Raw genomic sequence first — 25,424 nt, forward strand, 5'->3', positions numbered from 1 at the left:
TCTTGACGTAAATTTACAATAAAACACTGTTCAAATTAAAGGTGGTTTGATAGAGTGCGGTTTCATTAGGATAAATCCTAATATTTGTTGTCCAAGACATACTCATGCTTGTAGGAGAAATAGAATGAAAAAGACGTTACTGGCCACTGTACTTGGTGCGACAGCACTACTATCTATGAATGTATCTGCTGCTGATGTGGCGTTTCCACATCTTGTTACTCAAGGTAACGGCGAAGTGACCGTTACTGCGGATATGGCTATTTTGCATGTTGAAGTCGCCGAAAAGCGTGAAACGGCTAAAGAAGCAAAGCAAGCGGTTGATAAAGCGGTTGTGGCTTTCATGGCACGATTAGAGAAACAAGGCGTGAAACGCGAAGACATTAAGAGTGCAAATATTTCATTAAACCCAGAATACACTTATCCGAAAAACAAAGAGCCAAAACTGATTGGCTACCGTGCGAATCGTCAAGTGACGGTAACGGTGAATCAGTTAGCTAAACTGAATACCTACCTGGATGGATCTTTGGTTGATGGTATTAACCGTATCCAGAATATTGAGTTGAAAAGCAGTAAAGAAACCGAAATTAAGCAGCAAGCGCGCTTAGCAGCGATTAAAGATGCCCAAGCGAAAGCTGAGTCGATCGCAAGTGGCTTTGGTGAAAGCTTAGACGGGGTATGGAAAATTACCTACCTGACACAAAATGCGCAGCCTTATTATGCTCAAGCGCGTATGGCTGCTTACTCAGCAAACGATGCTGCTGAGAGTTACCAAAACGATCAGCTGGTGATTAAAGATCGTGTCGACGTGGTATTTAAGCTGATTGATTAAACTCAGTCCCAGCGATAATGGAACAAGAAAGGCCGCATGATTACATGCGGCCTTTTACGATCTAAGGATCTGAATATTACTTAGCGTCTAACACCAACACCAACACCTAGTGCTTAGTGTAGAATACGCGCCCTAATCGTCCCTTCAATTTGCTTGAGCTTACCGAGAGCTTCTTCTGAACGCTCAGTTTCAACATCAATGACAACATAACCAATTTCAGCACCAGTTTGTAGGTATTGTGCGGCGATATTGATGCCTTCTGTCGCAAAAATCGTTGTTATCTGGTTTAGAATACCAGGGCGGTTTTCGTGAATGTGGAGTAAGCGTGAGCAGTCACGATGTTCAGGTAGTGATACCTCTGGGAAACCAACCGCTGATAATGTTGAGCCATTATCTGAGTATTTCGCCAACTTACCTGCGACTTCAAGGCCGATATTTGCTTGGGCTTCTTGGGTTGAACCACCAATGTGCGGCGTCAGTAATACGTTGTCGTATTGCATTAATGGTGATTCGAACGGGTCTTTATTGGTTTTTGGTTCAACAGGGAACACATCAATCGCTGCGCCCGCAATGTGCTTACTTTCCAGTGCACTGCAGAGTGAATCAATATCTACCACAGTACCACGAGCGGCATTAATGAAGATTGAGCCTGGCTTCATGCGGGCAAACTCTTCCGCCCCCATCATGTCTTGTGTTTCTGGTGTTTCAGGTACGTGAAGGCTAATTACATCACATTTATTGAGCAGCTCGCTCATTGAGAACACTTGGGTGGCGTTACCCAAAGACAGCTTGTTTTCAATGTCGTAGAAGTACACTCGCATTCCGAGGTTTTCTGCCAGAATACCCAGTTGTGTACCGATATGACCGTAACCAATAATGCCTAGGCGTTTGCCTCGGGCTTCAAAGGATGCATCAGCTGATTTGAACCATTCACCACGGTGAGCTTTAGCGTTCTTTTCTGGAATGCCGCGCAATAGTAATAAGATTTCTCCTAACACTAATTCAGCAACACTACGGGTATTAGAGAATGGGGCATTGAATACTGGGATACCGCGACGAGTCGCTGACTCAAGTTCAACTTGATTGGTACCGATGCAGAAACAGCCAACGGCTGCGAGTTTTTTCGCAGCGGCAAAGACTTCTTCGGTCAGTTGAGTACGAGAACGGATCCCGACAAAATGTGCGTCTTTGATGGCTTCGATTAGCTCATCACCTGCCAATGAGCCCTTGTGGTACTCAATGTTGGTGTAACCCGCTTGTTGAAGTGCTTCAATTGCTGAAGGGTGGAGGCCCTCAAGTAGAAGCACTTTGATTTTTTCTTTATCCAGTGAAACATTATCCATGGGGTTCTTATCCTTAAAAACGCAAGTGAAGTCAAAGTACGCTAGCTATCCAATTTGTAGCACCTAGGACGTTATACTAAAAATACTGTAAAACGATGTAAAACAGCAGGATATAAGTAGGTTGTAGGGGAACGGTTGATTGAGTCCGATACGATAGAGCCTAGCTTGAAAGCGTATATTGGTTAATAACGTATCAAAAAATAATCAATAAGGGTAAGAATATTACAAAGAAATGCATAAAAAACGGCGCAGAGGGCGCCGTTTTGTAATCAAGCAACATAACGTATCGGGAATACGGTTACTTTTCGAATTTTTTCACGCCTTCAGGGCTACCCACTAGTAGGGCGTCAGCGCCACGTTCTGCGAAAAGACCCACAGTCACTACGCCTGGTAGTGCGTTGATCTTTTTCTCAAGATCTTTGGCGTCGGTAATTTTCATGTTGTGTACATCAAGAATGATGTTGCCGTTATCAGTCACACAGCCTTCACGGTAAACGGGATCACCACCAAGTTTAACCAGTTCACGACCAATGAAAGAGCGAGCCATAGGGATCACTTCAACTGGCAGTGGGAATTGGCCAAGTACATCAACTTGCTTAGTATCGTCAACAATACAGATGAATTTCTTCGCGATTGCCGCCACGATTTTTTCACGGGTAAGTGCAGCACCGCCGCCTTTGATCATGTCGAAATCGCCATTGATTTCGTCTGCGCCATCAACGTAAACATCAAGGCTTGATACTTCGTTAGCATCAAATACAGGGATACCAATTTTCTCTAGGCGTTCAGTTGACGCGACAGAGCTTGATACAGCACCTTTAATTTCTTCTTTGCGCGATTCAAGAGCATCAATGAAGTGATTTACGGTAGAGCCTGTGCCCACACCGACAATGCTGCCTTTTTTTACGTAGTCTAGTGCAGCCCAGCCGGCAGCTTTTTTCATTTCATCTTGAGTCATGCTATATCTCCTGGTCGTAATGATGACGAGCGTTGGGAGCGCTGATTATAGCTAACAGTGTGGCCTTCGTCAGAATAAAATGTTGACCTATGTCTCTGTTCCATCAATAAAAACCAAGATGACTTTGAATTACAGCGACTTAGCGGAAGGAATTTTTATGCTTTGAGCCAATCGTTTGCTTTTCCTTTCTTATTTGGAGCTATAGGCAAGACGAATTTCTTATGTTTACCAGTGGAATGTGTGCGATGGAGTAATGATCGTAGGCAAGGGGACATCCCAAATTTCATGCGGCAGTTGATTGACGTGCTGGCAGTCATGGGCAAGCCCCAGTGGGTAGGGCAATTGGCGAAAGTGGTGCCAAGGTGCTAGCGTTCGATCGTAATAACCGCCTCCCATACCAAGCCGTTGGCCTGTGGTATCAAATGCGACTAGCGGCGTACAAATAACATCAAGTTCACGTGCCGGTTTGACGAGGCGAATGTCCAAGCAAGGTTCGCTAATACCATAATTGTTGGTGGTCATTGCTGTGGTGGTGGTATAGCGTAAAAATAATAAATGACCACGGCTGAAGGGGTGTAAAACGGGTAAGTACACCGATTTACCTTGTTGCCATAACCACTCTATTAGTGGTTGGGTACTGACTTCACCATCGTTAGATAGGTACAGTGCGATATGCTGAGCTTGAGTAAAGTGAGGTGATTGTTGGCATTGATTCAGCAACTGTTGAGCGGCTTGGCTTTGTTGTTCAATAGAGAGAGCGCGACGACGAGAACGGATCTGTTGGCGAATGTGTTGACGAGAAGAAAGTGTAACCGTTGAGCTCATAGGTCATCCAATGACGAAAGTGAACCGGTAATAGATTGTGTCAAAAAGGGAAGAGCGGTACGGCGTATATCTACAGCCTAACTTTGTACAACCTCATAGAAAAGGTATGCCCCAAGGTGCCGTCGTAAATCTAAGCCCTTGAACCAGATGTTCAAGGTGGATCAGCAACATTAACCGTAGGCTTCTCAGTCGGGCTGAGCATGCTCAATAGCTAATAAAAAAGCCAATCCTGGGTATTTGCTTATCGGCTCGGGGACGTTGATTCACTAACGAGCACCCCAGGGTCAATTCATTATCAACGCTTTGGTTGATTTTGCAATGCTTTATCTAACGTTTCTGCTAATTGATTGATACGATTGGATAAAACATCGTCTTTATTGTCTTTTTCTCGGCGATCACTATGCAATTCACTGCAAATGTTAAGCCCCGCGAACATCAAAAGTTGTTCTGGATTAGAGACTTTGGTGCGTTCGGACAATGTTGTTAAACGCTGATCGAAATCTTCGGCAGCAGCAATAAGAGCTGCTTCTTGGCCTGTAGGACAGTTTACCTTTAAGGTACGACCGAGAATTTTGATTTCAACTGCCTGATTACTCATAAAGTCTCTTATCTGCTCCGTGTCAGCGTGTCTTAAGTTACACCCTGCTTGCGCTTAGGAGTAAATATAGAATAAAGCCCTTTGAACATGCAAGCATACACGCGGTGCTTTGCGGTTCAACACCGTTTGACTACTCAGTTAATAGGCAGTCTGGTGTAAACATCACCCAAATGATAACCACTATGATGGTTCAATCACAACTGGGGGCACCCTCGTTATTTATGCCGCAAGGTATAAGTGGTAGCATACCACAATAACGATTTACGCCAATCTAGATAAGGTAATCACCGCATGAGTGAAGCAAAACTACCCGCTTACAATGTTCTTGATAGTGAACTAAAAAATCACAGTTTAGCGGTATCACCGTCTGAGCTTCATGGCTTATTGATGGGCATGATTTGTGGTGGTTTAACGGTATCGGATGAAAGTTGGGTCGCGGCAGTGAGCGATTATGCTAACCAAGGCGATCCGTTACTAGACAGTGCGAAAGCCACTGTTCGCCAAGTCTTTGATGCCGCTTCTGGTGAGTTGCACAGCATGGCACAAGTTTTATTTACCTCGACTGCTGCTGAATTGGCAGAAAGCCAATTCGAAGTGACGTTATTACTGCCCGCTGAAGACGAGGCGCTTGATGTGCGAGCGGAGGCATTGAGTGAGTGGGTAACTAATTTCATCTCAGGTATGGGCCTGATGGGGATGAAAAAAGCTGAATTAACCCCAGACGTTACTGAAGCGGTGGCGGCACTAGAAGAAATTGCTCAGCTTGGCATCAATGAAGATGAAGACATGGAAGAGCAAGCACTGCTACTAGAACAGATTATTGCGTATGTTCCTGAGTGTGTACTGAGTTGTTTAGTTGGTTTAGGCCAACGACCTGAATCTGTTGAGCAGCCGAATATTCCTGGTATGCCTGCGGATGATGAGCCAACGTTACACTGATCCAATTTGAAGTAAGGGATGAATGTGAAGCACTTTGATGTGGTGATTGCGGGGGGCGCGATGGCTGGAGCCTCGTTAGCTATGGCGATCGATACCCTCAGCCAGCAAGGTTTGAGAGTCGCTGTTGTTGAAGCCGTTGAACCTCAGTTAGATAGCCACCCCGGGTATGATTCGCGCTGTATCGCATTATCGCTTGGGACTGCCGCATTGTTAGATACTATCGGCGTGTGGCCTGCATTGCGTCAAGAGGCGACTGCGATCTCTAATATTCACGTCTCTGATCGAGGTCATGCTGGCATTGTCCGTTTGAGTGCGCAGCAACAAGCAGTTGATGCACTGGGTTATGTGATTGAGTTGGCTGATGCCGGACGCATCTTCCACCAGCATTTAACTGAGTGTCAGCAAGTTACTATGTATTGTCCCAATAGCATCGTGGGCATTGAACGGCAGCAAGACAGTGTCACACTCACATTGAATGCTGGTGAGCAGATCGTCACTCAATTACTGGTTACTGCTGATGGTGCGCTCTCTGGTTGCTGTGAGATGCTGGGTATCGAACGTGAAGAGCATGATTTCGAGCAAGTGGCGGTGATTGCGAATGTGACGACGTCAGAACGTCATCAAGGTCGTGCTTTCGAGCGGTTCACCCCTTACGGCCCTGTTGCTTTACTGCCAATGTCTGACGGGCGCAGTTCGTTAGTGTGGTGCATTAAACCAGAACATCAGCAGCAAGTGATGAACTGGAGCGACAATGAATTTTTGACTGAGCTTCAACAGGCATTTGGTTGGCGCTTAGGAGCGATGGTTAAAACAGGCCAACGAGCTTCGTACCCTCTGTTACTGCGTCAGGCTAAACGCATTACGACTCATCGTGTCGCGGTAGTGGGTAATGCGGCGCAAACTTTACACCCTATTGCAGGCCAAGGTTTTAACCTTGGAGTGCGAGATGTCATGACATTGGCAGAAGAAATCGTTACGGCTTTCGAGCAAGGTCGCGATATTGGTGGAACAGCAATGTTGAGCTGTTATCGTCAGCGCCGCCAGCCTGATCGCCAAGCGACAATCACCATGACGGCAGGATTAGTCGGATTGTTTGCCAATGACAGTTTGCCATTAGTGGCAGGACGAAATTTAGGTTTAATGGCCATGAGTGCTGTTGATTCGTTAAAAGCACCGCTGATCAGGCGTGCCATGGGACAGGTAGAAAGATAATCATGATGCAAAGTGTTGATGTCGCCATTATCGGCGGTGGAATGGTTGGATTAACGCTAGCGGCTGCGTTAGCGGATACCGAACTGCGAGTTGCGGTGATTGAAGGTAAATTACCTGAACCTGAGCTATCTGATTTACCCGATGTACGCGTATCAGCGTTAAGCCGAGCGAGTGAGCGTATTTTACGTAATGTTGGTGTTTGGCCGGGTATTGAGGCTCGTCGCTTTGCACCGTATTCAAAAATGCAGGTGTGGGAACAAGATAGTTTTGCTTGTATCGATTTTGATGCTGCCCGTTTAGCTCAGCCAAACTTAGGTCACATTGTTGAAAATCGAACGATTCAACTCGCTTTACTCGACCGTGTAAAGCAGCTTAATAACGTGACATTGTTGGCGCCAGAGCGTTGCCATAATATCGCATTTGGTGAAACAGAAGCATGGCTGAGTCTTGAATCTGGTCAAAGTCTAACCGCTAAATTAGTGGTGGGCGCAGACGGTGCTAACTCATGGCTACGTAACCAAATGTCGATCCCTTTAACGCATTGGGATTACGGTCATAGTGCGATTGTTGCGAATATTCGCTGTACTGAACCGCATGATAATACGGCTCGTCAAGTCTTCCGCCCAGAAGGTCCGTTGGCATTCTTACCCTTGCATGAGCCTGATTTATGCTCGATTGTATGGTCAGTCTCGCCAGATAAAGCACAAGAGTTATGTGCGTTAGATGACGCGGAATTTAATAAAGCACTGGTTGCTGCTTTTGACGGTAAATTAGGGCTTTGTCAGGTGGAAGGAGAGCGTCAGGCGTTTCCTCTGAAAATGCGCTACGCCCGTGATTTTGTGCGTGAGCGTATCGCATTGGTTGGCGATGCAGCCCATACGATTCATCCGCTAGCGGGTCAAGGGGTTAACCTTGGTTTACTTGATGCTGCAAGCCTTGCTCAAGAAATCAAAACGTTATGGCAACAGCAGCAAGATATAGGCAAACGTACGAACTTACGTAATTATGAGCGCTGGCGTAAAGCGGAAGCGGCTAAAATGATCACGGCGATGCAGGCGTTTCGTGACTTGTTTGATGGTAGCCACCCAGCCAAAAAGTTAGTACGTGATTTAGGTATATTGATTGCCAATACTGCGCCAGGTGTAAAAGATGAATTTATGCGTCGCGCACTGGGTTTATCAGGCTCATTACCGGACCTTGCCAAGTACCGCTAATTAACAAATGTGTTGAAATAGATAACCAGAAAAGCCGCGATACAGAGACCTGTATCGCGGCTTTTTTATATCTGTTTTATATATAGAATCGAACAAATTTGTCCTATTTGGTACTTTTAATCTACATTCATTATCAGTGCATTTATGTGTGAATAATGCACAGCCCCTTCCTGTATATACAGCGCGTTTTGACATGGGCGACGAGCTGTTTTTCATAAGGATGTAAACAATGAGTTATGTACCATCTGAACTACGCTTTACCAATACGCACGAATGGATCCGCGATGAAGGCGACGGTGTGTATACCATCGGGCTGACTGATCATGCCCAGTCTTTGTTGGGAGACATGGTATTTGTGGACTTACCTGAAATTGATGCCGCAACCGATGTGGGAGAAGAGTGTGCTGTCGCCGAATCAGTGAAAGCGGCCTCTGACATTTATGCTCCCTTAACGGGCATAGTTGTGGAAACCAATGAAGATCTAGAGGGATCCCCTGAGCTCGTTAACAGTGATCCATATGGCGATGGCTGGTTGTTTAAATTGAAGTGCGATGATGAAGAGGAGCTTGACGAGCTGTTGGATGCTGAACGCTATCAAGACCTCATCTCTGATTCAGAATAGACATACTCAGGAGCCGCTTCTATAGCCTCAGACTGTCATGCGATGAGCACAAAAAAGCCCACTTACACGTGGGCTTCAATAATCGAACATGTTCCTGTTAGTACACGCGAATACGGCGGATTTCCTGATTCACCTCATTCACGGTTTGGTAATGACGCTGTTCTGCCTTTACCGGTACTAATAACAATCCATTGTTAAATTCATAACCGCCACGGCCATCTATGTAAACTCGGCCGCTGAATAAACGACTAACGTGCTTTGCGACAAGCTTTGGCATGTAACGTTTGAACATTCGCATAAAAACCTAACCTTCCATTGGTCTTGAACAGTGCCATTATAAAACAACACGCATTTCATTTTTGTGATGTTATCAGCATAACGCCTCGATTATTTCCTATTGATTGGTCTATTGATTTGCTCATATTTGCATAAGCAGTGAATTACTCTGCTGTGGTGGGTTTCTCATCAAAGCATAGTATTGGTGAATAAATTCTTGTCTCTGCATATTACTTAAAGCTTAGCTATTGTTTTAAAAGGAATTAAAAACACTTACTTTGTCATTTTATAAGCTTATTTATGCTTATTGATTCTTTTGCTTGTTTAATGTTTGAACAGCTCAGCTTTGTTCGTCATTTATATTTAGTGTTTTGTGCTGTTATCAGCGACTGGTATTAGCAGTTGATTTGTTTTGGATCAATACAGAGTTATTGGCATACGCCAATAATATGTTTATAGCATATGCCAAAAACGAAAGAGAGTACGATGGCTCGACCTAAACTTGCACGCCGTATCGGTTGCCGCCCTGCGTATAGTTGCTTTAAACCCAATGGGGTTCCAATGTCGGAGCTGTCACATCATCAGCTTGCGGCTGATGAGATTGAAGCCATTCGCCTCGTTGATTTTATTGGATTACAGCAGCAACCCGCAGCAGAACAGCTGGGAGTCTCTCGCCAAACCTTAGGTAATATTTTGGTCTCTGCGCGAAAGAAAATAGCGCAAGCCTTAGTAGAAGGTATGGCGTTAGAGCTGCAATCAGCATCGCAATCAACGCCGTTAGCTGAAAAGAAATCTATTAATAAATAAGCCGTTATCAGTAAAGAAAAGTATTAACAAGTAAATGTTAACGAATAAAATTGAATCAGAGAGAATCACGATATGATAAAAGCAATAGCCGTGAATGCTGCAAATAATGTAGCGGGCCACTTTGGTAAAGCCCCTGAATTTGCCGTATATGATGCCCAAGGCCAATTGGTTGAGCGCATGACGAATAGCGGCAGTAAAGCCGTGGGCTGTAAGCATAAAAAGCAGCTACAACGCCGCTTTGGTGAACTGGGTGTACAAGAAATTGTATTAGGCAGTATTGGTCAACGTTCGTTGGCACGCTTACTCAGTGCGGGCTTTGTCGTTAGCCAAGTCGCAGCGCGTACCTCGATTGGTGATGTATTAGCGGGTACCGCACATAAATTGAATTTGACGGAAGCGGAGCAAGGGCGACCTTGTAAGCGTGAAAAGGGCGATTGTGGTTGCGGGTGTGGAACGAAGAAAGCAGCAGCGCCTAAAATTGGCATGATGATGAATACCATGACGCGTTTATCGGGTCTTAGTGGTATTAAGCTGAAATAAGAGGCGCAAGTTATGACGTATTTATTAACGCTAGCAGTTTTTTTATGTGTGATTGCTGCAATGGCGATTGGCTGGATCGTAAAGAAAAAAACAATCGCGGGTAGTTGTGGTGGCTTAGCCAACGTAGGGATTGATAAAGAGTGTGACTGTGAAGAGGTGTGTGATACTCACAAACTTTATCAAATTCAAGAACCAACAACTAAGCCTTCAGCCCAATAAAACCGTGATTATGGGTTATCTCCGTTAGTGAGAAGAATGCCGAAGCGCATGGACGCGTTTGGTAACGGTTTCTTTCACGACTTGGCGTAACCAAGTGAGTTTTGGATGTTCGGTATTACGGCGTTGCCACAGCAAATTAATATCAAAATCAGCAATGTCGACGGGTGGTGGGCATTGTGTCAGATCATCGTTGAATATATCGAGCTGTGCCATTAAGCGAGAGACTACGCAAATCAAATTACGACCCGTTAATAAATGACGGATGGTTAAGAAGTTACGCGATCCCAGCGCGATATGACGTTGAAAACCCTGATCGGCGAGCTGTTTATCAATGCCGCTACACAATATCCCATCTGGCGATACCAGAGCATGTGGTGTCGTGATATAACGCGCTAAACTCACTGGCGTCGTTAATCCTGTCGCTGCACTATCAAACAGACAAACGTGATCTTCGGTATATAAGTATTGGCTGTCTAATTCTTTGTTATTGGCAACCATAGAGCCAATGACGATATCGACATGACGATCGTTAAAAGCGTTAAGGTAATTGTGTCGATCAATATTACAAAAACTGAGGTGGCACTGGGGGGCGAGCTGCTGCAAAGTATCGAATAAGACTGGTGCAAACAGCATTTCAGCATAATCCGTTAAGCCGATAGTAAAGGTGCCTGTGTAATCGTCTGGTACGAAACGTTCTGGCTGCAAAACTTGATTGGTGATCATTGCCAAAATAGTATCGACAGTTGGCGCAAGATCTAAGGCGCGAGCAGTAGGCACCATAAGGTGCCCCTGACGTTCAAATAAAGGGTCGCCTAACAGCTGGCGTAAACGAGATAAGTTATGGCTCATCGCGGATTGGCCTATCGATAACTTATCGGCTGCGCGGGTGACACTACGGTGCTCCATCAGTGCTGAAAACGCGACTAATAAATTAAGATCCACGCCTCGCCAATTAATCGCTTTCATGACTTCCCTTTATTTAATTTAGCTGCCATGGCTTATGGTGCTTAACGACAAATATCAGCCATCATAGGATCACACAAGATCAACAGATCATCGGTGCTCAGCTCAACCCCTGCCATACGGTCACCACTACTAATATTGACCAACTCGTGTTGCTGAATACTTTGATCGAATATTAGAGGTAATGGATTTTTAAGGCCAATAGGCGCGACGGTACCAATGACTAACCCTGTGACTTTTTCAACATCGGTTGCATCGGCGCAGGTCATGCGGCGACAGCCAAAAATATCACGGACTTTTTTGGGATCCACTTGCGCAGGCCCTGGTACGCAGGCTAATACATGAAACCCACTCATATCGCGTAATAAAATGGATTTCACCATTTGCTGAGGATCAACGCCACGTTCTTGAGCGGCTTCTTCTATGGTTTTTGCTGGCTTACTGTGTGGTAAAAGGCGGTATTCCACGCCTTCATCTTCAAGTAACTGAATAACAGCGGTTTGTGTAACTAAAGTCGACATGCTGTTATTCATCATCCAACGAGTAAGGTAAAGCTTGAACTGTCCATAATGCTTCTGGGTGTTCCGCTAATCGGAACTGCGTACCTTCATCAAGATCATTAGGTAGTACCACTAAGGTGATCGCTTGGTTATCTGAAAATTGATAACCCGCAATGACAGTCCCCCCTTTACGCCAGTTTTCGCCTACGCTGCGCTCTAATACATCACCCGCTTGTGGACATTGCTCGCTAGCACCTTGTAGTTGGTACATGGCACGCTTATTAGTGCCACGGTATTTGGCGCGAGCAACCGTTTCTTGACCGACATAACAGCCTTTTTTGAAGCTGATACCGCCAACGGCGTGCAAGTTCATCGCTTGTGGAATAAATTCAAGTTCTGTGGCCGCTTCAATACGAGGGAATGCCGCTTTTATATCGTAAAGATCCCACAAGCTTGTTGTCGCGAGTTGGGCGTTATTTGCCAGTTGAGTGGCAAGTGTGTCTGCATGATCGGCAGCGACGGCGATTAACCAACGTTGCGCGTCTACTTTAACGGCAGTTCCACCTTCAAATGCACGTACATCATCACTGCCTGGGAAGTGTTGATCGATAACGGTTTGGGCATTTTCGCCGCATAGGCCAAGTAGTACATCCTGACCTTCTTCAATATCTACCTTTGAGAACACGGCGTATTTTTTTAGCTCAGGCAGTTGGGTTGCCATGATGCTTTTTCGTTGCAGTAAGGCATATCCTTGCTGGTGGTGGAAAATACGGAAAATAGTACGCATTTTACCTTTGGCATCACAGTGAGCACCGAATGTTGAATGCGCAGGATCGAGTGTGACTACATCACAGGTTACTTGACCTTGTAAGTATGATTTTTTGTCATCGCCCACTAAAGTAACGAGTGACCAATCAGACAGATCGATCAGTGATAAAGTCGGCAGAGTATCGCTGCTAGCTACTGGAAGATGTTCAAAGTGTAAGGTAGTTGACCAAGTGCTCATAAGGCGTATCCACAGTTTGGGTAACCACGTTAGGCAACAGCACTTTGGCTGGCGGACGTAATCACAATAATGAAGTATATGTTGCTATGGTAATGGGCTAAGGGAGATTTGTCAGCTATCGATCAGATGCAGCTCTCATCTTGGCAGATTGCTTGTCTTTGCGCATAGTAGCGGCTATTAGTGACTGATACTATATCGCTAAAATTAACAACCAAGTTGAACATTGAGGTTGAACATGATCAGTGCAGATGAAAAAGCACGCGTTAAATGGGCTTGTCGCCGCGGAATGCTTGAATTAGATGTCATTATTATGCCGTTTTTTGAAGAGTGCTTTGATGAATTACCAGAACAAGAGCAACGCGATTTTATCTCTTTGCTAACGTGTGATGATCCTGATTTATTTATGTGGGTAATGAAGCAAGGGCGTAGTGAAAATGCGGCTCATGCTGCGATGGTGGATAAAATTGTTGCCCTTAACGACAGCAAACTTCGTTAATCTTTCGATTTCACCTTCTACATTTCAAATAGCTGCGCTGCATATTCTTTATGCATGCGTGGCTATTTTTCTTTGTGTCGCGGCTAGCGGCTCAATGACGGCTTTTTTGCTCATCGCTTTTTTTATTGATGTGTTACTGACTGAATGGTTATCTCACATACACACGATGTGGCAGCAACGGGGCTGTTTACAGATCAATGAAAATGGCGATATTCGTTGGCAAAAGGGTGAATACCTCCAATCAGGTCAATTGACGAAGATCCCATTACAAACAAGTTATCTCATCGTTATTTCTGTGACATTTCCTTCGCATCAATCCCGACGCAAGAAAGAGCGATATTTTGTCATTAGTCGAGATTGTTGCCATGGCGATGACTTTCGCACTCTATCTCTTTATACCCGCAGTATTATCAACTCTAAATAGGGTAGTTGCATATCAAACTCCATGACTATATCTAGAGCTAACCTCTTAAGCCGTGTCGCGCGAGGTGGCATTTAAATAACGTTAAACCTTGAGGTGTTATGGCCGATAAAGCTACTTATAACAATTATATCAATAATGAATTTAAGTTTTTTAAAGGACCATTGCCGTGAAAATAAAACATAAGCTATTGGGCTTAACGGGGATCTCCGTTAGTGCCTTATTGTTATCATTAACATTGAGTTGGTTTGCCAATGAACGTGTAGCTGCTATTGATAAAGCAACACTGACTGTGAGTGAACTGGAAGTGACATTATTGAATTTGCGCCGAAATGAAAAAGACTTTCTCGCGCGTTTTGATATGAAGTATCAAGAGACATTCAATAAAAATACGGCATTATTTGAGCAGCAGCTAACGAGCTTAAATTTGAGCGTGACAGGGCTGGATCTCCATCTTGCTCAGATGAATACCTTGCCGCAATATATTCAAAGCTACCAACAAGGCATGATGGCGGTGATTTCTGGCTATCAAGTGTTAGGGTTAACGTCGCAGCAAGGATTGAATTTAACGTTCGAACAAGCGGCAGAAACGTTGCAAAAAGCGGCTTCTCGTCAGCTGGATTCCCAAGCGATCTTCTCTATCATTCAAGATGCGAAGCTGTTTACTGCAACTCAACATTTAGCGTATTTCCAAGATTATCAAGCGGCATACCAGCAAGAACTTGCGTTAGTTGGCGCTCGTGTAAAAGCACCCTTAGTGGCATTTAATGCCGCGCTTGAGCAGGTGCTCGCGCAGAATAAGGTTATCGGGTTAGATCATAAATCAGGTCTACGCGGCGATATTCGTCAACAGTCACATCAACTTGAGCAAGCATTCAATGAGATGTCGCAGCAATTGCGTAAGGTTGGTGACAGCCAGCGTCAAAGCATCATGACGATCACGCTTGTTTCGGTAATGATAGTGATTGCTGCGTTATTGGCACTTTCCATGTTTATCAGCCAGTCAATTCAGCAACGGATCAGTGCGATGAGTAACCTGATGACGGATATAGCGGCAAGCCATGATTTAACTCGCCGTGCTGATGAACAAGGTAACGATGAAATCAGTGATATGGCCGTTAACTTTAATTATTTGCTTACCGGGTTACGTCGATTAGTGAGCGATGTGCAAGGGGCGATCACTGAGTTAGGAGCTGCCTCGGAGCAATTACAACGCCGTAGTCGTGATACGGAAACGTCGATGGCGCAGCAGCAAGCTGAAACGGACTCAGTGGCTACAGCAGTGACAGAGATGGGCGTTACCATTCGTGATATTGCGATGAATACAGAAACTGCCGCAGGTAATGCACATAGTAGCCACGCGGGGGCAGCTGAAGGCTTACAAGAAGTGAATGCAACCAAAGCGCGTATTCGTCAGTTGTCGGATGATTTAGCGCAGACCAGTGATGAAATTGCCAATTTATCGGGCTTATCTGACAACATTGGTTCAGTGCTGGATGTGATTAAGGGTATAGCAGAGCAAACCAACTTGTTGGCACTGAATGCTGCGATTGAAGCCGCGCGTGCGGGGGAACAAGGACGCGGTTTTGCCGTGGTAGCCGATGAGGTGCGAACGTTAGCACTGCGTACGCGTCAGTCGACAGAAGAAATCACTACGATTATTGGCTCGCTGCAAGGGCAAACAGAACAAGTGGTCTCTCACATTAGTCGTTGCCGTGAACAGGGTGATATGAGCGTTGAGCAAGTAGATAGCGCAGAACAAAAAATCAGCCAAATTATGGGTGATATGCAAGCGATTATGGATACCAGTACACAGATTGCAACGGCGGTAGAGCAGCAATCTCATGTGTCTAATGAAGTGGCACAAAATGTAACAGTGATCCGTGATATTACGATGTCGAACGCGGAAGTTTCACACGAAAATGCACAAGCAGCCAACGCTGTCGCGGATCAGGCGCAAGGCTTAGCGAAAGCCATTGCCCAGTACCAGGCCTAACGATTAAACATCTACGACGGCCATTGCAGCTTATGTCTAGTTGTCATTAAAGCGGAGTAATCGCACAGCATAAAAAAGCCCAGTTCACAGCATGAACTGGGCTTTTTAATGTGACTAACTAATCAGCTTTAGCAAGGTTGATCTGGGGTTAGAATTGTCGGCTTCGCCTCGGTATCTACTTCAGGATAATCCAAGGTATAGTGTAAACCGCGACTTTCTTTTCGCTCCATAGCACAGCGTACCATTAACTCGGCAACTTGGACCAAATTACGCAGCTCAAGTAGGTTATTCGAAACACGGAACTCGCTGTAGTATTCATGTATTTCTTGCTTGAGTAGCTGGATGCGGCGCATCGCTCGCTCTAGGCGTTTGGTTGAACGCACAATGCCAACGTAATCCCACATAAAGAGACGAAGCTCATGCCAGTTATGCTGAATGACGACTTCTTCATCTGAACAGTTTACTTGGCTTTCATCCCAGCGCGGTAAGTGATCGGGGAGTGCGACATCATTAAATTTTTTGGTGATACTTTCAGCTGCTGCCCATGCATACACCACGCATTCGAGTAGCGAGTTAGATGCCATGCGGTTGGCACCATGTAAGCCGGTATAGCTGACTTCACCAATGGCATATAAGCCATCCAAATCGGTACGACCTTCTTTATCGACCATCACACCGCCACAGGTGTAGTGGGCTGCAGGTACAATAGGGATCGGCTCTTTGGTGATATCGATTCCAAAGGTCAGCAACTTGTCATAGATAGTCGGAAAGTGTTTAGTGACAAACTCTGCAGGTTTATGGCTAATATCGAGGTACATGCAGTCTGCACCTAAGCGCTTCATTTCGTAGTCGATAGCACGTGCGACCACATCTCGAGGGGCTAATTCTGCGCGTTCAGGGTCGAAATCCAGCATGAAACGGCTGCCATCAGGGCGACGTAAATATGCCCCTTCACCACGAAGTGCTTCCGTCAATAAATAGTTGCGCGCATCGGGGTGGAATAAACAGGTTGGGTGAAATTGATTAAACTCTAAATTGGCAACTCGACAGCCCGCTCGCCATGCCATCGCAATACCATCGCCCGATGATACATCTGGGTTCGAGGTGTATTGGTATACTTTCGATGCACCACCTGTTGCGAGTACCACAAATTTGGCCCGCACGGTTTCCACCGCTTCAATATCGCGGTTCCAGATGTAAGCCCCTAAAATACGGTTTGGCTCATCGGTATTACCGAGTTTTTGGTTGGTAATAATATCCAGTGCGTTATGGCGTTCTAGCACATCAATATTGGGATGGTTCAAGACATTTTCTTGCAGTGAGTTTTGTACTGCCATGCCAGTTGCATCTGCGGCATGAAGAATTCGACGGTGACTGTGGCCGCCTTCTCGAGTGAGGTGATAGCGAGGTTGTTCATCATCTGATTCTTCCTGATCAAATGGAACACCACCATCTATTAGCCACTGTACACATTCTTTTGCATTTTCAGCAATAAAATGAACTACATCTTCATCACAAAGGTGTGCCCCTGCAATTTGCGTGTCTTCAACATGTGACTCAATACTGTCTGACTCGTCGAAAACGGCGGCAATTCCGCCTTGAGCGTAATACGTCGCTCCTTCGCTGCGAGGTCCTTTGCTAAGCACGATAACTTTGCCAAGTGGCGCTAAGCGTAATGCCAGCGATAAACCAGCAGCTCCACTACCAATAACGAGCACATCGCACTGATGTTCGCGAATTTCGTTCATATTAATTTCATATCCCTGTGGCAATCCGCATAATGGTATACCAATATGCGTAACTATGTGAATCAAACCACATTCATTGTGGTGGAATTGCCGTCAAACCATAAGCGAGTTAAGTTGTTAACCGCATTGTTATTCAGCGTGAGAAAGCTCACATGGTATTGCGTTCCATTTTTTAGCTTGTGCCTGCTGCATCTTTATAATGAATGATGCTTATCATCGAATAATCTTGAGCTGAGATGATTCTTCGGCGGCGTAACCTTGTATACTGGTGGTATTTTGCGCCACCGTGATAAAAAAATCGCGCATTATTGTAGAGAAATTATTTTTTATCTTTGGGAACTTTACCTAGTTCAGCAAGTCTTAAATTGTGCTCATGTTATAAAATGCTTTTATATTGCCGCGTGCCAGTGTGGTTAGGGTTGATAGAAAGTTTAGCCTTTGCGCTGAAACTCATGTGGGACAACGTAGAAGTATTGGTATTCACTTGAGGTTAATAAAGTGATGCACGAGTGCAAGACAGATATAGGAGTAACCGCTCGAATGAGCGAGCAGCAAACTGATCAGGTATTAATTGAGCGAGTACAACGCGGTGACAAGCAAGCCTTTAATTTATTGGTCGTTAAGTACCAAAATAAGGTGTGTAATTTAGTTTCCCGTTATGTCAGTAACTCTGGTGATGTGCCCGACGTGGCGCAGGAAGCGTTTATTAAAGCGTACCGAGCATTACCGACATTTCGTGGTGAAAGTGCTTTTTACACATGGCTTTACCGTATTGCCGTTAATACTGCGAAGAATTATTTAGTGGCTCAGGGGCGTCGTCCGCCGGCTTTCGATGTAGATGCAGAAGATGCGGAATACTATGAAAGTGGCAGTGCGTTGAAAGAAATATCGAACCCTGAGAACCATATGTTGTCTGAAGAATTAAAGCAGGTTGTGTTTAGTACGATTGAAGGACTACCTGATGACCTCAAAACTGCAATCTCGTTACGTGAACTGGATGGTCTAAGTTACGAGGAAATTGCTGAGGTAATGGGGTGTCCTGTTGGTACTGTACGTTCACGTATTTTCCGAGCGCGAGACGCGGTCGAAAAACGCATCCGTCCTTTGATGCAACATTAATGTTGAGCCAAACGGTGAAAAAAATGGCTGATAAAGAAAAAATTTCGGCGTTATTAGATGGCGAAGATTTAGATCAGAGCATTATAAATGCGCTGACAGTCGATACAGAAAGCGAGCAAGCCTGGCAAGACTTCAACCTTATTGGTGATGTCATGCGAGGTGATGCACCTCAATGCAAAGAATGGAATATTGCAGGGAGTGTTGCGTTGGCGCTAGAAGCTGAGCCAGCCCATACAGGTGCTGACGTGATGGTTGATACGCAAGATGATATTGCGCCTGTTGTCGATTTGAATACGGTTCGCGAGATCCCTGAATCTCAACCAAGCCCACGCGAAGCGCGTCGTACCTTACCTCATTGGTTAACCCAGTTTGGTCAAGTCGCGATGGCTGCTGGTGTATCGTTAGCGGTGATTGTTGGTGTACAACAATACAATGGTGGCGATGATGGAGCCTCTATCGAGATGGCATCATCAGATTCACAGCTGTCAGTTTTATCAACAGTCCCATTTTCAGGTACAGCTGAGCCCGTAAGCTTAACGCGTGATAGCGTTAGAACAGCACACAACAATGGTCCAAGCGAAGCTCAGATTATGGAGCAACGTCGTCGTATTAATGCCATGCTGCAAGATTACGAATTGCAGTTACGCCTTAATGCTGAAGACGGCAGCATTGATCGTTCATTGTTGAATGCTCAGTAATTCAGATTGAAGCAGTAACAAGCCACGGTGAGTTACTGCAATATTGATGGCGGATACATGAAAAAATTTCTGGTCGGTGCGGCGACACTGGTCAGCCTGATGATGCCATGGCAAGCCTCCGCAGAAGAACCTGTTTCTTCCGCGGAGGCTTTGTTGCATCAGATGGACGTAGCAAGTCGCGAACTTAGCTATGAGTTGTCGTACATTCTTATTAAGAAAAACAGCATTGAGCCATTACGGTATAGCCATGCGCAAATCGATGGCGAAACCTTTGCTCAGCTAGTGTATTTAAGTGGTCCTCCTCGGGAGGTGATCCAGCGTGGTAGCGAAGTCAGTTACTTTGAGCCTGGGTTGGATGCATTTACCATCGACAGCAACAAAATGGTGGCACCTTTGCCACCTATGATGAAAGTTGATGTTGAAGAACTAGCGGCAAACTATGACTTCATCTCTATGGGGCGTGCGCGTGAAGCGGGCGTTGCTTGTGATGTCGTGCGCATTGCGCCTAAAGATGGTACTCGTTATTCGTATTTGCTATGGGTTGCGACCCACAGCAATTTAGTGATGCGCGCCGATCTTCTGGATCGTGATGGTGAGCCTTTAGAGCAATACCGTGCGGTATCGTTCGTGGTGAATCCCAAAATTAGCGAAGTGCTAAAGAAACGTTTGGTATCGGTTGAGCGACCTGTCGTGGTGCAATTACCGCCACAACCGCAAGCTGAACTGGGTTGGCAGGTGAAGTGGTTACCGCAAGGTTTTGAATCGGTTTCTCGTAACCGTCATCGCTTGTTAATGACAGAGCGTCCGGTTGAAAGCAAAATGTTCAGTGATGGCTTATTTAGCTTCTCAATTTATGTGGGTGAAGCCGATGGCTTTACTGTACGTGAGCAGTTAGTACGTCAAGGGCGAAGAACATTGCATAGCTACATGAAAGGCAACGTTGAAGTCACGGTTGTTGGCGATATCCCACCCGCAACAGCGCGTCGTGTTGCTGAATCCGTTGCCTTTACAGCGCAGCCTCCAGCGAAAGCGGAAAAAGTCCAATGATGCGATCTTTAGCAACGGTAATTGCAGTTGAAAGCAACGCAATTACCGTTAGCTGCCAGCAGCTAACCAGTTGTGGGCATTGTGCCTCACGCGATAGCTGCGGGACGGGTATTGTATCTAAAGCGATACCCGGCCGTGCGCATCAACTGACAATTAAAACCCAAGAGTCCATTGCTGTCGGTGATGTGGTTGAAATTGGCTTGGCAGAACAAAGTATGTTGAGTTCCGCCTTGCTGGTTTATTTACTTCCGCTACTCTTCTTAATAGTGGGCACTATTATTGGCCAGTGGGTCTTTGTTGATTTAGCGGCCAGCAGTGAACTGGGGGTGATAGCGATGGCTGGTGCCTGTGCGGCACTGGGTTTGGTTATTGCGCGCCATATTGCTAAGCGTATTGAAGGGCAGTCAGCTTACACTCCGAGCTTAATTCGGGTGCTAGGGGCTCAAATATCCAACGATAGCGTAATAAATGCCGCAAGCAAGGATAGCGACTAGGCGGGAAATTCGGTAGAATCCGTCAACTTGATCGCGAGATCCCATTCATTTAATCACGAGTTAGTCACGTCAATTCATGAAGCACATTCGTAATTTTTCGATTATTGCACATATCGACCATGGTAAGTCGACCCTATCCGACCGCTTGATTCAAGTCTGTGGTGGCCTTTCCGATCGTGAAATGGCTGCTCAGGTTTTGGATTCCATGGATCTTGAACGCGAACGCGGTATCACCATCAAAGCACAAAGTGTGACGCTGGATTACACAGCGAAAGACGGTGAAACCTATCAATTAAACTTTATCGACACCCCAGGACACGTTGACTTCTCATACGAAGTTTCGCGTTCACTTGCTGCCTGTGAAGGTGCATTGCTGGTGGTCGATGCTGGTCAGGGCGTAGAAGCTCAAACACTAGCAAACTGTTACACCGCGATGGAAATGGATCTGGAAGTAGTGCCAATCTTGAATAAGATTGACCTTCCAGCTGCTGATCCTGAGCGTGTAGCAGAAGAAATTGAAGATATCGTTGGTATCGATGCGCTAGAAGCGACTCGTTGTTCAGCGAAAACCGGTGTTGGGGTAGATGATGTTCTTGAGAACATCGTCACTGCGATTCCAGCACCTGAAGGTGATCCTGATGCGCCGCTACAAGCGCTGATCATTGACTCATGGTTTGATAACTATTTAGGCATTGTTTCTTTAGTTCGAGTTAAAAATGGCTCACTGAAGAAAAATGCTAAAATCAAAATGATGAGCACAGGTCAAGTGTGGGGCGTTGATCGTCTGGGTATCTTTACACCAAAACAAATTGACACCACTGAGCTAAATACAGGCGAAGTAGGTTGGGTTGTATGTGGTATTAAAGACATCCTAGGTGCACCTGTTGGTGATACCATTACACTGGCTAAAGATGGCTGCGAAAAAGCGCTACCTGGCTTCCAGAAAGTGAAGCCTCAGGTTTACGCGGGTTTGTTCCCTGTCTCTTCTGATGACTATGAGAACTTCCGTGATGCATTGGGCAAGCTAAGCCTGAACGATGCGTCATTGTTCTATGAACCAGAAAGTTCATCAGCACTTGGCTTTGGTTTCCGTTGTGGTTTCCTTGGCATGTTGCACATGGAAATTATTCAGGAACGTCTAGAGCGTGAATACGATCTTGCACTGATCACGACGGCACCGACGGTAGTTTATCAAGTGGAAACAACACGTGGCGAAACGCTACTGGTTGATAGCCCATCGAAACTGCCAGCCGTGAACGATATCGAAACCATCGGTGAGCCAATTGCACGTTGTAATATCTTAGTGCCAGCTGAATACCTAGGTAACGTCATTACTTTGTGTATCGAGAAGCGCGGTGTTCAAGTTGATATGGTTTACCACGGTAACCAAGTTGCACTAACTTACGATCTTCCGATGTCTGAAGTGGTACTTGATTTCTTCGACCGCTTGAAGTCAACATCCCGTGGTTATGCATCACTGGATTACAACTTCCAACGCTACGAACCATCGAACATGGTACGTGTTGATGTCATGATCAACGGCGAGCGTGTTGATGCACTGGCGATTATTACGCACAAAGACAACGCAAATGGTCGTGGTCGTGATTTAGTCGACAAGATGAAGGAATTCATTCCTCGTCAAATGTTTGATATTGCGATTCAAGCTGCCATTGGCGGTATGATCATTGCCCGCGCAACGGTTAAGCAATTACGTAAAAACGTAATCGCGAAATGTTACGGTGGTGATATCAGTCGTAAGAAAAAACTCCTGCAAAAGCAGAAAGACGGTAAGAAGCGAATGAAGCAGATTGGTAACGTAGAACTGCCTCAAGAAGCCTTCCTTGCTATTTTGCACGTGGGTAAAGATAAATAGAAATCCAGATGACACCTTGCCAGCAATGGTGTTAACTGACGGTTTTTATTAATTAAAAGAGAAAGTCTGAGTTTAAGATGTTTAAACTTGCGCTTTCTCTTTACTGTTGAGTAAGGCTGCAAAATTACGGGGCTTACTCACTGTTTTACTTTGCGAGTTCGCAAAGTGGGTTCAACTATTAGGGATTATAATGGCAAATGTTTTTTCGTTAATTCTGGTATTGGCAACCTTGGTTACCGGTATCGTTTGGGCATTGGATAAGTTTGTCTGGGCACCAAAACGTCAATTGAAAATTGATGCGGCTGCTGCCAATGCGGGCGATGAGATAGATGCTGAAGTTCTTAATTCTGTTGCACCACAACCGGTATGGGTCGAGCAAACTGCTTCGCTTTTCCCGGTTATCGCACTAATAATGGTGTTTCGCTCATTTATTTATGAGCCGTTCCAGATCCCATCCGGTTCAATGATGCCGACGTTACTCGTAGGGGATTTTATTCTGGTTGAGAAATTTAGCTACGGTTTGCGTGATCCTGTATTCCGCCACAAGTTGGTAGAAAACGGTGAACCTGAGCGTGGCGATGTGGTGGTATTTAAGTACCCCCCTCAACCAAACATCGATTACATTAAACGTGTTGTCGGTTTGCCTGGTGATACTGTTCGCTACAGTGCGAACAAACAAGTTTGTATTGCTGCTAAAGGTACATCGGATTGCCTGCCTGTGCCATTGACCAATATGGTTGATAGTGAATTTCAGCAAGGCATGACACAGTTGGTTCAATTTAATGAAAAACTTGGTGACGTTGAACACCAAATTTTGATTCACCCTCTCAAACGTGATCGCACATTAGCGTATCAACCACGCCCAGGCGTGAGCGAGTGGGTTGTACCTGAAGACCAGTATTTTGTAATGGGTGATAACCGCGATAATAGTGCTGACAGCCGCTACTGGGGATTCGTACCAGAAGCGAACCTAGTGGGCAAGGCGGTCGGGATCTGGATCAGCTTTGAGTTTGAACGAGGTGCAGACAGTGCACTACCTTCTTGGATTCCTACCGACGTACGATTTAGTCGTGTCGGTGGCATAAACTGATCGAGATAAAATGACATCTCCAGCAAATAGACTTCAGCGTAAGCTGGGGTACCAATTTAACAATTTAGAACTAATGACCTTGGCGATGACGCACCGTAGCGCCAATGGTACGCATAATGAACGTTTAGAGTTCCTAGGCGATTCGATTTTGAGCTTTGTTATTGCGGATGATTTATACCACCGTTTCCCACATGTGGATGAAGGTGATATGAGCCGTATGCGTGCTACGCTCGTTCGCGGTAAAACGCTGGCTGAGCTTGGTCGTGAGTTTGATTTAGGCGACCACTTACTACTTGGCCCTGGTGAATTGAAGAGTGGCGGTTACCGTCGTGATTCAATTTTGGCTGACTGTGTAGAAGCGATCATCGGTGCGGTTTACTTAGATAGCGATATCGAAGTTGTTCGCGGCATTATTTTAAGCTGGTACCAATCTCGTCTTGATACTATCGAGCCGGGTATTAACCAGAAAGATCCTAAAACACGCTTGCAAGAGTGCTTACAGGGGCGTCGTTTGCCACTGCCAGCATATACAGTAACTAAGGTTCATGGTGAAGCTCATAACCAAGAATTTACTGTACAGTGTGAAGTAACAGGTTTGGACAAACCTGTGATCGGTAAAGGCGGCAGTCGGCGCAAGGCAGAGCAGGCAGCAGCAGAATTTGCTCTTAAGCAGTTGGAATCATGACAGAGAAGCAACATTGCGGCTTTATAGCCATTGTAGGCCGACCGAACGTTGGTAAATCGACGCTACTTAACCGTTTGGTTGGGCAGAAGCTTTCGATTACCTCACGTAAACCTCAAACAACGCGCCACCGTATTATGGGTGTCGATACCCGTGACGGTTACCAAGCGGTGTTTATCGATACTCCTGGCCTTCACATTGAAGAGAAGCGTACGATCAACCGTTTGATGAACCGTGCGGCAAGTAGTTCTTTGACTGATGTTGAACTAGTACTGTTTTTGGTTGACGGTACAGTATGGACAGCTGATGACGAAATGGTACTGAACAAGCTTAAGAAAAGTGAGTTGCCAACAGTACTATTGATCAACAAAGTTGATAACGTTAAAGAAAAAGGCGATTTATTCCCACATCTTGATGCATTGTCTAAAAAAATGGACTTTGTGGATGTTGTGCCTATTTCAGCGAAAAGCGGTACTAACGTTGAAGCGGTAGAAAAAATTGTTCGTGACCATATTCCTGAAGGTGAGTATTACTTCCCTGAAGATTATGTTACTGACCGTTCTCAGCGTTTTATGGCCTCTGAAATCATTCGTGAAAAACTGATGCGTTTCTTGGGTGAAGAACTGCCGTATTCGGTGACGGTAGAAATCGAACGTTTCGATTTCAACCCACGTACCAACGGTTTTGATATCAATGGCTTGATTCTGGTTGAGCGTAAAGGCCAGAAGAAAATGGTGATCGGTAAAAATGGCGAGAAGATGAAAGTCATCGGCCGTGAAGCCCGTATTGATATGGAAGACCTGTTCGAACGTAAAGTGTACTTAGAACTGTGGGTTAAAGTGAAATCTGGTTGGGCTGATGACGAACGTGCATTGCGCAGCCTAGGTTACATCGACGACCTATAAGGGA

28 protein-coding genes and 1 other RNA gene are annotated in these 25,424 nt (G+C 45.4%); 19 read left to right on the top strand and 10 right to left on the bottom strand.

Annotated elements, in window-relative coordinates; translation table 11 throughout:
- The first annotated feature begins 124 nt into the window (after positions 1–124).
- Positions 125–829 (top strand): oxidative stress defense protein, encoded by a 705-nt coding sequence (locus OCU87_RS02465; RefSeq protein WP_261857770.1) that lies wholly within the window; start codon positions 125–127, stop codon positions 827–829.
- 113 nt (positions 830–942) lie between these two features.
- On the opposite strand, the gene serA is transcribed toward OCU87_RS02465, so the two are convergent.
- The 5 genes from serA to zapA all read right to left on the bottom strand — a co-directional run bounded on the left by serA (position 943) and on the right by zapA (position 4,553).
- Positions 943–2,172 (bottom strand): phosphoglycerate dehydrogenase, encoded by a 1,230-nt coding sequence (gene serA / locus OCU87_RS02470; RefSeq protein ID WP_062692813.1) that lies wholly within the window; start codon positions 2,170–2,172, stop codon positions 943–945.
- A 298-nt stretch (positions 2,173–2,470) separates the two neighbouring features.
- Positions 2,471–3,130, bottom strand: coding sequence for a ribose-5-phosphate isomerase RpiA (rpiA, locus tag OCU87_RS02475; RefSeq protein ID WP_094958284.1), 660 nt, complete (start codon positions 3,128–3,130; stop codon positions 2,471–2,473).
- A gap of 225 nt (positions 3,131–3,355) precedes the next feature.
- On the bottom strand, positions 3,356–3,955 hold the full coding sequence (locus OCU87_RS02480; RefSeq protein ID WP_261857771.1) for a 5-formyltetrahydrofolate cyclo-ligase: 600 nt from the start codon (positions 3,953–3,955) through the stop codon (positions 3,356–3,358).
- Positions 3,956–4,059: 104 nt separating this feature from the next.
- Positions 4,060–4,243: non-coding RNA, 6S RNA (gene ssrS, locus OCU87_RS02485), on the bottom strand.
- 7 nt (positions 4,244–4,250) lie between these two features.
- Positions 4,251–4,553 (bottom strand): cell division protein ZapA, encoded by a 303-nt coding sequence (zapA, locus tag OCU87_RS02490; RefSeq protein WP_062692811.1) that lies wholly within the window; start codon positions 4,551–4,553, stop codon positions 4,251–4,253.
- 291 nt (positions 4,554–4,844) lie between these two features.
- Here zapA and OCU87_RS02495 point away from each other — a divergent pair, with 291 nt between their 5' ends.
- From OCU87_RS02495 to gcvH, 4 genes are all read left to right on the top strand, one after another.
- A complete protein-coding gene (locus OCU87_RS02495; protein WP_261857772.1) occupies positions 4,845–5,492 on the top strand; it encodes a UPF0149 family protein in 648 nt (215 codons plus the stop codon).
- An 18-nt stretch (positions 5,493–5,510) separates the two neighbouring features.
- Positions 5,511–6,704 (top strand): 2-octaprenyl-6-methoxyphenyl hydroxylase, encoded by a 1,194-nt coding sequence (gene ubiH, locus OCU87_RS02500; protein WP_261857773.1) that lies wholly within the window; start codon positions 5,511–5,513, stop codon positions 6,702–6,704.
- 2 nt (positions 6,705–6,706) lie between these two features.
- Positions 6,707–7,918, top strand: a complete 1,212-nt coding sequence (locus OCU87_RS02505; protein ID WP_261857774.1) for an FAD-dependent 2-octaprenylphenol hydroxylase — start codon at positions 6,707–6,709, stop codon at positions 7,916–7,918.
- Between the two features lie 229 nt (positions 7,919–8,147).
- Positions 8,148–8,540, top strand: a complete 393-nt coding sequence (gcvH, locus tag OCU87_RS02510; RefSeq protein WP_261857775.1) for a glycine cleavage system protein GcvH — start codon at positions 8,148–8,150, stop codon at positions 8,538–8,540.
- A 97-nt stretch (positions 8,541–8,637) separates the two neighbouring features.
- Here the strand turns inward: gcvH and OCU87_RS02515 are convergent, their stop codons facing one another.
- Complete coding sequence (locus OCU87_RS02515) at positions 8,638–8,838, bottom strand: DUF1107 domain-containing protein (protein WP_048900570.1); 201 nt, start codon at positions 8,836–8,838, stop codon at positions 8,638–8,640.
- 464 nt (positions 8,839–9,302) lie between these two features.
- Here OCU87_RS02515 and OCU87_RS02520 point away from each other — a divergent pair, with 464 nt between their 5' ends.
- The 3 genes from OCU87_RS02520 to nqrM all read left to right on the top strand — a co-directional run bounded on the left by OCU87_RS02520 (position 9,303) and on the right by nqrM (position 10,382).
- The gene (locus tag OCU87_RS02520) at positions 9,303–9,623 is read left to right on the top strand and encodes a DUF134 domain-containing protein (RefSeq protein WP_062692805.1); all 321 of its coding nucleotides are present in this window, start codon (positions 9,303–9,305) and stop codon (positions 9,621–9,623) included.
- Positions 9,624–9,695: 72 nt separating this feature from the next.
- Positions 9,696–10,163: a NifB/NifX family molybdenum-iron cluster-binding protein gene (locus OCU87_RS02525; RefSeq protein ID WP_062692804.1), complete on the top strand. Its 468-nt coding sequence runs from the start codon at positions 9,696–9,698 to the stop codon at positions 10,161–10,163.
- 12 nt (positions 10,164–10,175) lie between these two features.
- Positions 10,176–10,382, top strand: a complete 207-nt coding sequence (gene nqrM / locus OCU87_RS02530) for a (Na+)-NQR maturation NqrM (protein ID WP_062692802.1) — start codon at positions 10,176–10,178, stop codon at positions 10,380–10,382.
- Positions 10,383–10,406: 24 nt separating this feature from the next.
- Here the strand turns inward: nqrM and OCU87_RS02535 are convergent, their stop codons facing one another.
- The 3 genes from OCU87_RS02535 to ygfZ are packed head-to-tail and all read right to left on the bottom strand — an operon-like array spanning position 10,407 to position 12,851.
- Positions 10,407–11,348, bottom strand: a complete 942-nt coding sequence (locus OCU87_RS02535) for a LysR substrate-binding domain-containing protein (RefSeq protein ID WP_261857776.1) — start codon at positions 11,346–11,348, stop codon at positions 10,407–10,409.
- A 41-nt stretch (positions 11,349–11,389) separates the two neighbouring features.
- Entirely contained in the window at positions 11,390–11,866 is a 477-nt protein-coding gene (locus tag OCU87_RS02540; RefSeq protein ID WP_189337876.1) for an aminoacyl-tRNA deacylase, read from the bottom strand.
- Positions 11,867–11,870: 4 nt separating this feature from the next.
- Positions 11,871–12,851, bottom strand: a complete 981-nt coding sequence (ygfZ, locus tag OCU87_RS02545) for a tRNA-modifying protein YgfZ (protein ID WP_261857777.1) — start codon at positions 12,849–12,851, stop codon at positions 11,871–11,873.
- Between the two features lie 235 nt (positions 12,852–13,086).
- Between ygfZ and OCU87_RS02550 the strand changes: the two genes are divergently transcribed.
- From OCU87_RS02550 to OCU87_RS02560, 3 genes are all read left to right on the top strand, one after another.
- Positions 13,087–13,347 carry an FAD assembly factor SdhE gene (locus OCU87_RS02550; protein ID WP_062692799.1) on the top strand — a complete coding sequence of 87 codons (261 nt, stop codon included), beginning with the start codon at positions 13,087–13,089 and terminating at the stop codon, positions 13,345–13,347.
- Complete coding sequence (locus OCU87_RS02555; protein ID WP_261857778.1) at positions 13,316–13,771, top strand: protein YgfX; 456 nt, start codon at positions 13,316–13,318, stop codon at positions 13,769–13,771. The genes OCU87_RS02550 and OCU87_RS02555 overlap by 32 nt, the downstream gene beginning before the upstream one ends.
- Positions 13,772–13,937: 166 nt before the next feature.
- Positions 13,938–15,764 (top strand): methyl-accepting chemotaxis protein, encoded by a 1,827-nt coding sequence (locus OCU87_RS02560; RefSeq protein WP_261857779.1) that lies wholly within the window; start codon positions 13,938–13,940, stop codon positions 15,762–15,764.
- A gap of 128 nt (positions 15,765–15,892) precedes the next feature.
- Here OCU87_RS02560 and nadB read toward each other — a convergent pair whose 3' ends face one another.
- Complete coding sequence (nadB, locus tag OCU87_RS02565) at positions 15,893–17,512, bottom strand: L-aspartate oxidase (protein ID WP_094957470.1); 1,620 nt, start codon at positions 17,510–17,512, stop codon at positions 15,893–15,895.
- Between the two features lie 540 nt (positions 17,513–18,052).
- Here nadB and rpoE point away from each other — a divergent pair.
- From rpoE to era, 8 genes are all read left to right on the top strand, one after another.
- Positions 18,053–18,631 (top strand): RNA polymerase sigma factor RpoE, encoded by a 579-nt coding sequence (gene rpoE / locus OCU87_RS02570; RefSeq protein ID WP_062692794.1) that lies wholly within the window; start codon positions 18,053–18,055, stop codon positions 18,629–18,631.
- A gap of 23 nt (positions 18,632–18,654) precedes the next feature.
- Positions 18,655–19,329: an RseA family anti-sigma factor gene (locus OCU87_RS02575; RefSeq protein WP_062692831.1), complete on the top strand. Its 675-nt coding sequence runs from the start codon at positions 18,655–18,657 to the stop codon at positions 19,327–19,329.
- 57 nt (positions 19,330–19,386) lie between these two features.
- Entirely contained in the window at positions 19,387–20,376 is a 990-nt protein-coding gene (rseB, locus tag OCU87_RS02580) for a sigma-E factor regulatory protein RseB (RefSeq protein ID WP_062692792.1), read from the top strand.
- Entirely contained in the window at positions 20,373–20,870 is a 498-nt protein-coding gene (locus OCU87_RS02585) for a SoxR reducing system RseC family protein (protein WP_261857780.1), read from the top strand. The genes rseB and OCU87_RS02585 overlap by 4 nt, the downstream gene beginning before the upstream one ends.
- A 76-nt stretch (positions 20,871–20,946) precedes the next feature.
- Positions 20,947–22,743: a translation elongation factor 4 gene (lepA, locus tag OCU87_RS02590; protein WP_062692788.1), complete on the top strand. Its 1,797-nt coding sequence runs from the start codon at positions 20,947–20,949 to the stop codon at positions 22,741–22,743.
- A 190-nt stretch (positions 22,744–22,933) separates the two neighbouring features.
- Positions 22,934–23,833, top strand: coding sequence for a signal peptidase I (lepB, locus tag OCU87_RS02595; RefSeq protein WP_261857781.1), 900 nt, complete (start codon positions 22,934–22,936; stop codon positions 23,831–23,833).
- 10 nt (positions 23,834–23,843) lie between these two features.
- A complete protein-coding gene (rnc, locus tag OCU87_RS02600) occupies positions 23,844–24,518 on the top strand; it encodes a ribonuclease III (RefSeq protein WP_062692787.1) in 675 nt (224 codons plus the stop codon).
- The gene (era, locus tag OCU87_RS02605; RefSeq protein ID WP_094957472.1) at positions 24,515–25,420 is read left to right on the top strand and encodes a GTPase Era; all 906 of its coding nucleotides are present in this window, start codon (positions 24,515–24,517) and stop codon (positions 25,418–25,420) included. Before rnc ends, era begins: the two co-directional genes overlap by 4 nt.
- The last annotated feature ends 4 nt before the right edge of the window (positions 25,421–25,424 follow it).

The sequence above is a fragment of the Photobacterium sanguinicancri genome (assembly GCF_024346675.1).
GTDB lineage: Bacteria > Pseudomonadota > Gammaproteobacteria > Enterobacterales > Vibrionaceae > Photobacterium > Photobacterium sanguinicancri.